We start from the raw sequence: 10,274 nt of genomic DNA, 5'->3' as shown, positions 1-10,274 counted from the left end.
ATCATTTCGTGGCGAGTGAGGGATTCGAACCCCCGAAGGCTACGCCGGCTGATTTACAGTCAGATCCCTTTGGCCGCTTGGGTAACTCGCCAGACGCGCACCCGACCGGCTTGTACAGTCGAGCGGAGGCGCGATCACCCATCTTACGCGTTCGACGCGCGGCGCGAAAATCCGGCTCGCCCTCGGGCCGCCGCCCGCCGCGGCCCATCGGATCAGGTGCCGATGCGATCCAGGTCGACGTCCGAGAGCGACTCGGGAAGCCGCAGCAGAGCACCTTCGAACCGGCAGGTGGCCGCTGCCACATCCATCGCACGCTCCAGCACGGTGCCCCAGGCTTCCTGGTCTGCCGGCCATCGATCGAACAGTGCGGCGACGGCCGCGGCGAACGCCGCGTCTCCGGCGCCCATGGTGTCCACGATGCGGCCCGGCAGATCCGAGATCGGGCGCGTCACGGTGATCGCGCCCGCCTCGAGCGTCGCTCCGGACGAGCCCTGGGTGGCGAGCACCGCGTCGACACCGAGGTCGACCAGTCGCACGCGCAGCACGTCGAGCGGCTCACCGTAGAGCAGGATCGAGTCGTCCTCGCCGACCTTGACGAGCGCCGCCCGTGAGGCGAGGGCTTCGAAGCCACGGACGAACTCGGCGCGGTCCGCCATCATGCCCGAGCGCGGATTCGGGTCGATCGCCAGCTGTCCCGAGACTCCATCGAGCGATTCCACCAGGAGTCGCGTCTGCTCCGCGTTGTCGAACGGGAAGCAGCTCACGACCACGATGCCGGCATCCGCTATCGCCGCACGGATCTCCACGCCGAAATCGATCGAACGCGCCTGGGCTGCGGCATTGAATTCGTATGCCGGCTCGCCCGATGCGCTGCGCGTGCTCACCGCGCGCGAGCTGCCGAGCGGCGACGGGGAGGCGAGCAGCTGCACTCCGTAGTCGGCGAGGTAGGCGCGGATGTGCTCCGCGGCCTCGTCGTCTCCGAGCATCGCGATCAGCGTCGTCGGGACGCCGAGCCGGCACAGTCCGACTGCGACGTTGAGCGCCGCTCCTCCGACGAACTCGCGCACTCCGCTGTCGTCGCGCAGCTCGTCGATGAGCGCGTCTCCGATGACCACGACCCGATTGCTCACGCGTCAGCCCTCGCCGCTTCGAGTACCCGCTCGATGAAGGACTCCGCCCGCTGGCGTGTCCCGTCGATGCGGGCGTCGACGCTCGCGCGCACCTCGTTCGGTGCGAGCGGCGCGGCCAGGCGCACGTTCTCATGACAGGACAGATCGGTGCACATGTAGGTTCCCACGGTGTCTCCGCGCAGGCCCGCGTCGCCCGCCTTGCGTGCCGAGAACAGCGACACCTGGTCGGCCGGCTGCATGGTGTGACACACGTTGCACAACGCAGACCCGGCGCGGGAGTTGCCTTCGGAGGCTCTCAGCACCGCGCCGATGATCTCGTGACCGAACTCTGCCACGAGATAACCACGACCCTTCGTGCGCGGATCGCGCCACGCGAGGAAGTCGAGATGGTCCCAGTCGGTCAGCACGAAGTCGGGCGGAAGCGTGAGCAGCCGCAACTCGTCGTCGTTCGCATTCGCGAACGCCCCGCGGATGTCATCTTCGGTCAACTGGCGCATCGGGCCTCCTCGCCGCCTCCGATCAGTCTACGAAGAACGCTGTCCGAGAGCGCGCCGCCGGCGGTGGGGCCAGCGCTCAGGCCTCGTAGGCGTGCAGGCTACGGCAACACGACTCCGGGCAGCGCCCAGGCCGCGAAGACGGGTCCGGCGGCCGAGATCAGGGCGGAACCGTCGGATGCCGTCGCCAGCGTCGCGTCGCCGTGGAGGGCGACGGCGCGCGCGGCCGCGGGCACCGCAGTCGCGCTCAGCTCGATGTCCACGTCGCCGCGGGAGGCGAGCACGAGGACGGACTCCTCCGTCGATTCACGCAGGAACACGACCGACTGGTCGTCGACGTGCACCCAGCGCAGGCCGCCGGTGGCCAGGACCGCGTGACCCCGGCGCAGGTGAATGAGTTCGCGGTACAGCGCCAGGCGATCAGCAGTCTCGGGCAGGCTCTCGCTCCCCCACGGCATCGGCGTGCGGCTCGCTTCGCCGTCGACCCCCACGACGCCGTACTCATCGCCCGCGAAGACGACCGGCAGGCCGGGAAGCGTCATGGACAGACCGACGGCGAGCGGGATCGTTCCGGGGGCGGCATGAGTCGCGAAGCGCGCCGTGTCATGGGTGTCGAGGGGCTGCATGTTGCCGAGACGCACCCGCCATGGGATGCCGGCTGTGAAACGCGTCACCGCCCCGACGAACTCCGCCGCGGTGTAGCGCGGGATCCCGCCGATCGGCTGCCCGAAGAACCAGGGATCGGTCACCTCTTCGCCCTCGGCGTTGAGATACGGCTCGTGCGTGGGCTCGCTGAGCCACCCCCACAACGGCCGCGTGAAGGAGGGGTAGGTCATCGCGCCGTGCCAGCCGTCGCCCTGCAGGTCGCTGCTGGCATCGTTGGTCGACTCTCCGAGCAGCACGGTCTCGGGGTTGATGTCGATCATCGTCTTGCGCAGCAGCTGGCGGACCTCGGCATTCAGGTCGACATCGCCCAGGCGTCCGGTCATGTTCGCGACGTCGATGCGCCACCCGTCCGCGTTGAAGGGCGGCTTGAGCCACTTCGCGACCACCGAGTCGGGTCCGTCGATGAAGCGATCCCTGAGCTTCTCGGACGCCCAGTTGAACTTGGGCAGGCTGGGATATCCCAGCCACGACACGTATTCGGTGTTCGCCTCGTCGGTGAAGTAGTAGAACTCCTCCGCAGGTGCGGCCGGGTTGCCGAGTGCGGAGAGGAACCACTCATGACGATCGCCGGAGTGGTTGCTCGTGAGGTCGCCGATCACGTGGATGCCGCGCTCGTGCGCCGCCTCGATCAGGCGGATGTACGCCTCGTCGCCGCCGAGCAGCGGGTCGACCGACAGGAAGCTCGACGCGTCGTAGCGGTGGTTGGAGGCGGCCGGGAAGACGGGCGTCAAGTACAGCAGGTTCACGCCGAGCTCGACCAGGTGATCGAGCTTTCCGGTGACGCCGTCCAGATCGCCGCCATAGAACTGCTGCGAACGCCCGGGCGCGACAAGCGCGACCGGCTCGTCCCACGTCGCAGCGATCGCCCAGTCCGGGGTCGCATGCCGATCCGCCTGCCCCGATCGCGCGAACCGGTCCGGGAACACCTGGTAGAGAACGGCGTCGTATATCCATGCGGGCGGGGCCGGGAAGGCGACGAGGGCGAAGTCTTCGGCATCCAGGGTTTCGAGGGTGTGCAGGCCGGACTGGCTCAGCCACTGCACGCGGCCATCCTCGTGCCGCAACATCCAGCGGTAGCCGTGACGCGGGTTGGCGACGACGACATCGGCCTCCCACCAGTCCCAGCCGTCAACAGACCCGATGAGGATCGCATCGGTCCAGGCCGGCTCGCGGTCGGGGTTCGAGCGCGTGCGTACCGCAGTGAGCGGACCGTACTCGACGGGGACGCGGACGCGGACGCGGACCGTTTCGCCGAGTGCGGGTTCGGCGTTGGAGACGTACAGCGGCGAACCATCGTGATGCGGGGCAAGGGGTTTCATCAAGGACCTTTCAGGCAAGCCGGCGGCGAACGCCACGATTCGACGTGGTTGCACGGCACAACGCCATGGCAGAGCCCTCAGGTTGCCCTTCAGTTATACCGAACGGATGCCGCTCCCGCGGCGTCCGCTGCCTGACGCTGCCCGAGACCAGGCCACCTGCGATGCTGCCGCGGCAGAGTCCGCGGGACTCACTGGTATGCAAGCGCTTGCCTCGGACGGCGTCCCGAGTCACGGCGTCGAGGCTGGATTAGACTTCCGCGCATGGCTGATTCATCCTTCGACATCGTCAGCAAGGTCGACCACCAAGAGGCCGACAACGCGCTCCAGCAGGCCCGCAAGGAGGTCGAGCAGCGATACGACTTCAAGGGGACCGGCGCTTCGATCGAGTGGAGCGGCGAGGCCGTGCTCATCAAGGCGAGCACCGAGGAGCGCGCGAAGGCGGTGCTGGACGTGTTCCAGTCCAAGCTTGTCAAGCGCGGCATCTCGCTGAAGAGCCTCGAGTCGGGGGAACCGGTCGCCGGCAGCAAGGAGTACCGCATCACCTCCACGATCAAAGACGGCATCTCGCAGGAGAACGCCAAGAAGATCGGCAAGATCATCCGCGACGAGGGCCCGAAGGGCGTCAAATCGCAGATCCAGGGCGATGAGCTGCGCGTGCAGTCCAAGAGCCGCGACGACCTGCAGGAAGTCCAGCGACTCCTCAAGGCCGCCGATCTCGAGGTGGACCTGCAGTTCATCAACTACCGGTAGCGCAGCCCCCGGACCAGAGATTCTCCTGTTCGGTCCGCAGGGAGTGCGCAGGAGTCGGCGATCGCCGCAATTTGCGATCCGGAATCCCGCGAAATCACGAGGTGTGAGCTGTCGAGCCTCGCGATCGTCAGATGCCTCTGTACGCTTGCTTGCGATCTCGAACCCGGATGATCTCGATCAGCCACGTGTCGTCGAAGACGTCGTAGATCACTCGAAAGTCCCCGAAGCGGACCGGTATGTGTGCGCATACCCGGTGAGCTTTGTGACCCCCGATGGCCGCGGTTCTTCAGCAAGCCCTCGCACCGCGCCAGCAATGCGCTTCTGCGTCGCGCGGTCGAGCTCGCGCAGCTCCTCGGCAGCGTTGCCGGTGAACTCGACCTTGTACTCGGCGCTCACACACCGAGTTCAGCGAACGACTGGTCCGCATCGACCCGGATACCGTCGTCTGCGGCTTTGGCGGCCTCGTAGGCGGCGACATCGGCGGACATCTCCAGCCGCTCAAGCAACTCGAGACTCGAGATCCTCGACGCCGATCACGACGGCAGCGAGCTTGCCGTGGCGTGTCACGCCGATTCGCGCATGCCCATGCTCAACACTGCTGACGACGGTCGTGATGTCATCTCGCAGTTCGGTGGAGCTGAGTTCTCGGTCTAGCGTGGCCATGCCCTGAACGCGACGCGGCGTTTCCGGCCGGCGGGATAGCGTGAAGGGCATGCCGGAAGCGCCGACGACAGACTCACCCGAAAAGGCATCCGCTCCGACCGAGATCACTAGGCAGACGTGGGTCTATGTGGTACGGCGCACGGTGCAGGAGTTCGTGCGAGACGGCTGTGTCGACGCGGCCGGAGGGCTGACCTTCTTCTCCGTCCTGTCGATCTTTCCAGCTGGACTCGCGCTCGCCGCTCTGGTCGGAGTGCTCGGTGACAGCGAAGCAGTCCTCGAACGGCTGTTCATGCTCCTCGATCAAGTCGCTCCGGACGCGGTGGCGGAGACTCTCCGCTCCCCCCTACGTGATGTGGCGGGCGCATCGACGGCCGGCCTGACGTTGGCCGTGGCCGTCGCGACGTCCGTGTGGTCGGCATCGGTCTACGTCGGCGCATTCGGCCGGGCTCTGAACCGCATCTACGGCATCGAGGAAGGCCGGCCGTACTGGAAGCGGAAGCCGGCCCAACTCGCGCTAACCGTCGGGCTGATCCTCCTCGCGATGATCGTGCTCAGCGTGGTGACGGTCACGGGCCCGATTGCGCGGGCGATAGGGGACGCGATCGGCATGGGCGAGACGGCACTTCTTGCGTGGGACATCCTGAAATGGCCCCTGCTGGCCGTCGCGGTCGTCGCAATCGTCACCGTCCTGTACAAGGGCACTTCCAATCTGCAGCAGCCCCGGTTCCGGTGGCTCGCGGTCGGTGCCGCGCTGGCCATGTTCGCTCTCGGCCTCGGATCACTCGCGTTCGCCTTCTATGTCGCGAACTTCGCCGGCTACAACCGCACGTTCGGGGCGCTTGCGGGGGTCATCGTTTTCCTGCTCTGGCTTTTCCTGGTGAACCTCGCGTTGCTTCTCGGGGCCGAGTTCAACGCCGAGTTGGAGCGCGGCAGGCAGCTGCAGGCGGGGATTCCGGCTGAAGCGCAGCTGCAGCTGCCACCGCGCGACACCACGGTGAGCAGCCGCACGGCTCGGTCAGTGAAGGTCACCGAAGAAAGAGGAGAGCTGTTGCGCAAGGGTGAACCGCTTCCGCCGAGGACGGATACAGCGTTTCACCGGGCACGAAGCTTCGTGCGCGGTCTCTGGCAGCGGATCGCGCGCCGCTCGTGAGTCTCGGGCGACTGAATTAGGAGGGGAGCATCTCCCGCGTCTCCGCGACCATCTCGAGCAGCTTCTTGGTCGCGGCCGGATCGGAGTGGCTGACGCGCAGCTGCGGATCGAGCGCGTCGATCTGAGCGCTGAGCGCGGCGGTCACGTCAGGATCGTCGGTGAGCACCGAGAGCTCTTGAACAGCCTGGATGAACCGCTTCACCACCGCGGGGTGACCGACGCAGTAGTGACGGATCGGCGAGAGTGCCGCGTCGATGTGGTCCCTGACGGAGAGCGATGTGGTCACGACGCACAGCGCGCCGTCTTCATCGCACAATGCTGCCGGAAGCCGCGGCATGTTGGCGATTCGCGCGGTGATCGCGCTCAGGTGGCCGATTGCGTGCACCGCTGTCGTCGGATCGTTCACTCCGGCCGACAGGGCTCGCAAAGCGATGTCGAGGATCTGCTGCGTCCCGTAATCGATGTCTTCCGCTGCGGTGCGTTCATAGCCGATGGCATACGCCCCACGAATCGCATCCTCGATGGCTGCGACGTTCCGGTCGTCGGCAGCATCGTCGCTGGGCCACCATGAGGCCAGCACGATCCCCTCGACGATGTTCTCGCCGACCCGCGTCTTCTCCTCGATGACGATTGCGTGGTCCTCGGCGACACCGATCAGCGCGACGTAATCCTGTGCGGTGATGAAGCCGCTCGACGACGACGTGACGCTGTGGCGGATGACAGGACGATGAATCGGATGCGGAACCCCTCGGGCTGCTTCGTTGCGGTCTCCGACGCGCTCGATCGTCTCGTCGGTGTCCGCGTGGATATCCTTCAGCATCGTCTCGACACGCAGCTGGGAGGCCAGATGAGCCAAGAAGAACACGAGCATCACGACGCTGACCAGTGTCAGGATGAAGGCGAATGTCACCGAGATGCGGGGCACGAACTCCGGCACGTCTTCGGTGGCTGACCGCACGGACCGCAGCACCGTGATCGAGTAGGCGAATGTGCCGAGGAACGCCGCCAGCGTCCAGTGGACTTGGCGGTCGCGGGCGAACAGCCGGAGGACGCGCGGCGATGCCTGGCTGCTCGCCAGCTGCAGTGCGACGACGGTCAGGGAGAAGGTCAGTGATGTGGCCGTGATGAGAGAACCTGCGATGGAGGACAGCACAGAGCGCGCCGTGTCTGCTCCCCCGTTGAATACGGCCGAGTCCACGGACGTCGGCAGGCTCGAATCGACGATCACATCCAGCCGCGGAAGCACAATGCCGAGCGCGACGGCGACGATCACCGCCGCGAGGGGAACCGGCCAGAGGCGAGACTCCACGGACTCGGAAACCGCTGCCCACCACCCTCGGCGTCGGACGCGTCCCACGCTCGAACCCGAGCTGCGTGCGTTCACGCGGCGTCGCCACCAGGCAGCGCCGAGCCTGTGCCGAGTGTGTCGCGACCGACCACGCTCAAAGTTCCATTGGGCTCCAGCACCACCGCTCCGACGAGAGCCAGGTCTCCGTAGCCGCCGCTGCGCACGGCCTGCATCACCTGCGATTCGGTCAGCCGGTTCGCGCGGATCTGCGCCGGGTCCAGCGCGCCTTCTCTCACGAGGAGGACCGGCCGCGATGTCACCGCCCGGCGAAACAGCGGCCACCTCGTCGAGAACCACGCGACCAGCAGCTGCAATGCGGCCAACAGCGCTAACGCTGTGGTTCCCTCGGCCCATGAGACGTCCGCGCTCAGGAGGATCGTCGCGAGGGTCGAACCCAAAGCGACCGTGACGATGAAGTCGAAGGCGTTCATCTGGCTGAGCGTGCGCTTTCCCGACAGCCGCAAGGTGATGATCAGGAACGCGTATGCGGCTGCCCCGACAATCACCACCCGTACCAGATCGGACCAGGAATCGAACCACATGATGCTCTTCCTCTCTTCAGTGCCGGCCTGTCGGGTCGCGGTAAGGGCTGGCGGCATGGCACATCGGCGCTGATCTACCCTTGCACGCTCACCCGCGATCACCGCAACCTCATTCGGCTGGCCGGAGACTTCACCTCGGAGGCTCAAACATCACCGTCAAAACAGCTGACACTGACCGCGCTGGGAAGGGCCCCTGGTACATTCCGTGGCATGACTTGGCCTGCGCTACATGTCTCGCGATCAGTGGATGCCGATGTCGCGACAGTCGCCTACGTCGCTGGAGATCCCGCGAAACTGCCCTTGTGGGCGGCCGGTCTCAGTGCTGGCATCCGTCTCGAATCCGGTCGATGGTATGCGGACTCACCGATGGGGGTCGTTGAGGTGGCGTTCACCGGTCCGATTGAGTCGGGCATCCTCGAGCACCAGTGACTGGACGATCCGACTGGGGGCCAAGAGGGTGTCTAAGCCACCCGGCTCGGGTGAGTCCGGAGACGGAGGAGCACGCTTCTCTCGACGAGCACCGGCACGTAATCGCGCAGCCGCACGCCGTCGAACGACTCCAGTTCGTCGGCGATCAGCTCGAACGCGGTGTCCTCGGGCAACTCCGGAAAACGGAGCCGCAGACGCTCGGCCAGATAGACGAGCGCCTCGAACTCGTTCTCGGGATTCGTGCGACTCACAGATCGATTCTCGCTCGAGTCCGGTCAACCGGCTCGGATATCGGCAGACAGCCGATCAGGACTGCACCCGCAAGCTGCTCACCCACGAGACGCCTGCCGTTGACTACGGTGGAGGAGGGCCGCGATGGCCATCGAAACCAGGAGGTGCGCAGGGTGGCGCAGACGAAGACGGGCAAGCCCACTGCGGCCGAGCTGCGCGAACACGCAGACGCGAAGAGGATCGCGGTGTACTCCCGGCTCAACAAGCTCGCATTGATCGACGCGCTCGACCAGGGCCCGTCGACGTGAAAGTCGTCGCGGTCTACAGCACCAAGGGCGGTGTCGGCAAGACCACAGCGGCTGTGAACCTGGCGTGGGAAGCGTCGAAGGAATTCCGAGTGCTGCTGTGGGATCTCGATCCGCAGGGGGCAGCGGGCTTTCTCCTGCAGGTAAAGCCCAAGAAGGTGAAAGGGGGCGTCGGCGCGCTGGTCGCAGGTCAGAGCAGGGTGTCCCGCGCCATCCGCTCCAGCGAGTACGACAACCTCGACGTGCTGCCCGCCGACGCGAGCTACCGCGACCTCGACCTCGTGTTCGACCACGCGAAGAAGTCAGAGCAGAGGATCTCGAAGATCCTCGAGCAGATCGACCGCGAGTACGACGTCGTGATCCTCGACTGTCCCCCCGGCGCCGCGCTTGTGGCGGAGAACGCGGTGTTCTCAGCGCACGCCGTGGTGGTTCCGCTCGTGCCGTCACCGTTGTCGATGCGATCACTCGACCAGGTCACGGAGTTCGTGTCCGCCTCCGTTTCGAAGGCTCGGGTGGTGGCGTTCCTCTCGATGGTCGATCGTCGAAAGACCGTGCACCGCGACGCGGTGAAGAATCTGCCAGGGGGACAGACATCGGTCAGCCACGTTGTCGTTCCTGCTACCGTGCAGATCGAGCGGATGGGAACGGAGCGGGCACCCATCGGCAGCTACGCGCCCACCACCGAAGCTGCGCGTGCCTACGGCGAGCTCTGGACACTTGTGGCGAAGGTCGTGAAACCGAGGGCTCGCAAACGCAAACACTGAACCAATGAGGGTCCCGGGCTTGCCGAGTCCGCGCCGGGTGCAGGGCACCTACTACACGCTGATGCTGGGCAACACTCTCGCCGTGTCATTCATCTGGGGCATCAGCACGCTCTTTCTGCTGGATGCCGGCCCGACCAATCTGGAGGCGTTCGCCGCGAACGCGTTCTTCACGGCCGGGATGCTGATCTTCGAGATCCCGCTGGCTCATGCTGGCGAGCCCTTTCACGGCCGGGGTCGGCATCTCTGTCTTCTATGCCCTGCAGCCCTACCTGCTCGAACTGTGGGGCGACGACCAGGCCTACACGGTCGCCGGGCTCGCCGCGGCACTGCTGTCGGGGGCATCGATCCTCGGCGGCGCGCTCTCCCCCTGGGTGCGCAAGCTCTTCCACCGCCGCCCCTCGACGCTCCCGCTCGCGACGGTCTCGAGCGCGGTGGTCCTGCTGGAATTCGGACTGGTGCGCAATTCCTGGGTCGCGATCGCGT

12 protein-coding genes, 1 tRNA gene and 1 pseudogene are annotated in these 10,274 nt (G+C 66.3%); 5 read left to right on the top strand and 9 right to left on the bottom strand.

The annotated features are described in order from the left end of the window. Window positions 1-9 precede the first annotated feature (9 nt). The 4 genes from QZV84_RS00400 to QZV84_RS00385 all read right to left on the bottom strand — a co-directional run bounded on the left by QZV84_RS00400 (window position 10) and on the right by QZV84_RS00385 (window position 3,609). Window positions 10-91: transfer RNA gene (locus QZV84_RS00400), tRNA-Tyr, on the bottom strand. Window positions 92-212: 121 nt separating this feature from the next. Beyond that, the gene (locus tag QZV84_RS00395; protein WP_292823651.1) at window positions 213-1,130 is read right to left on the bottom strand and encodes a PfkB family carbohydrate kinase; all 918 of its coding nucleotides are present in this window, start codon (window positions 1,128-1,130) and stop codon (window positions 213-215) included. Then, window positions 1,127-1,627, bottom strand: a complete 501-nt coding sequence (locus QZV84_RS00390) for an FBP domain-containing protein (protein WP_292823648.1) — start codon at window positions 1,625-1,627, stop codon at window positions 1,127-1,129. The genes QZV84_RS00395 and QZV84_RS00390 overlap by 4 nt, the downstream gene beginning before the upstream one ends. Window positions 1,628-1,725: 98 nt before the next feature. Further along, window positions 1,726-3,609 carry a glycoside hydrolase family 13 protein gene (locus QZV84_RS00385; protein WP_292823645.1) on the bottom strand — a complete coding sequence of 628 codons (1,884 nt, stop codon included), beginning with the start codon at window positions 3,607-3,609 and terminating at the stop codon, window positions 1,726-1,728. Between the two features lie 261 nt (window positions 3,610-3,870). On the opposite strand from QZV84_RS00385, the gene QZV84_RS00380 reads away from it, so the two are divergent. Further along, window positions 3,871-4,359, top strand: coding sequence for a YajQ family cyclic di-GMP-binding protein (locus QZV84_RS00380; RefSeq protein WP_292823642.1), 489 nt, complete (start codon window positions 3,871-3,873; stop codon window positions 4,357-4,359). Window positions 4,360-4,566: 207 nt separating this feature from the next. Here the strand turns inward: QZV84_RS00380 and QZV84_RS00375 are convergent, their stop codons facing one another. Then, the gene (locus tag QZV84_RS00375; protein WP_292823639.1) at window positions 4,567-4,755 is read right to left on the bottom strand and encodes a hypothetical protein; all 189 of its coding nucleotides are present in this window, start codon (window positions 4,753-4,755) and stop codon (window positions 4,567-4,569) included. Between the two features lie 102 nt (window positions 4,756-4,857). Then, on the bottom strand, window positions 4,858-5,022 hold the full coding sequence (locus QZV84_RS00370; protein WP_292823636.1) for a type II toxin-antitoxin system Phd/YefM family antitoxin: 165 nt from the start codon (window positions 5,020-5,022) through the stop codon (window positions 4,858-4,860). A gap of 49 nt (window positions 5,023-5,071) precedes the next feature. Here QZV84_RS00370 and QZV84_RS00365 point away from each other — a divergent pair, with 49 nt between their 5' ends. Beyond that, window positions 5,072-6,172, top strand: coding sequence for a YihY/virulence factor BrkB family protein (locus tag QZV84_RS00365; protein ID WP_292823633.1), 1,101 nt, complete (start codon window positions 5,072-5,074; stop codon window positions 6,170-6,172). A gap of 16 nt (window positions 6,173-6,188) precedes the next feature. On the opposite strand, the gene QZV84_RS00360 is transcribed toward QZV84_RS00365, so the two are convergent. The 3 genes from QZV84_RS00360 to QZV84_RS00350 all read right to left on the bottom strand — a co-directional run bounded on the left by QZV84_RS00360 (window position 6,189) and on the right by QZV84_RS00350 (window position 8,742). Beyond that, window positions 6,189-7,481, bottom strand: coding sequence for a DUF2254 domain-containing protein (locus tag QZV84_RS00360; RefSeq protein WP_292823630.1), 1,293 nt, complete (start codon window positions 7,479-7,481; stop codon window positions 6,189-6,191). Window positions 7,482-7,552: 71 nt separating this feature from the next. After that, complete coding sequence (locus QZV84_RS00355) at window positions 7,553-8,164, bottom strand: YetF domain-containing protein (RefSeq protein WP_292823627.1); 612 nt, start codon at window positions 8,162-8,164, stop codon at window positions 7,553-7,555. Between the two features lie 359 nt (window positions 8,165-8,523). Continuing rightward, a complete protein-coding gene (locus QZV84_RS00350) occupies window positions 8,524-8,742 on the bottom strand; it encodes a three-helix bundle dimerization domain-containing protein (protein WP_292823624.1) in 219 nt (72 codons plus the stop codon). Between the two features lie 153 nt (window positions 8,743-8,895). Between QZV84_RS00350 and QZV84_RS00345 the strand changes: the two genes are divergently transcribed. The 3 genes and pseudogenes from QZV84_RS00345 to QZV84_RS00335 all read left to right on the top strand — a co-directional run. Beyond that, window positions 8,896-9,030 carry a hypothetical protein gene (locus QZV84_RS00345; protein WP_292823621.1) on the top strand — a complete coding sequence of 45 codons (135 nt, stop codon included), beginning with the start codon at window positions 8,896-8,898 and terminating at the stop codon, window positions 9,028-9,030. Beyond that, window positions 9,027-9,791, top strand: a complete 765-nt coding sequence (locus QZV84_RS00340) for an AAA family ATPase (RefSeq protein ID WP_292823618.1) — start codon at window positions 9,027-9,029, stop codon at window positions 9,789-9,791. Before QZV84_RS00345 ends, QZV84_RS00340 begins: the two co-directional genes overlap by 4 nt. Before the next feature lie 4 nt (window positions 9,792-9,795). After that, window positions 9,796-10,274: pseudogene (locus tag QZV84_RS00335) on the top strand (hypothetical protein); the annotation flags it as partial.

The organism is Microbacterium sp., assembly GCF_011620715.1.
Lineage (GTDB): Bacteria > Actinomycetota > Actinomycetes > Actinomycetales > Microbacteriaceae > Microbacterium.
The sequence above is the reverse complement of the archived record's forward strand: the minus strand, read 5'-3'. Positions and strand labels throughout refer to the sequence as shown.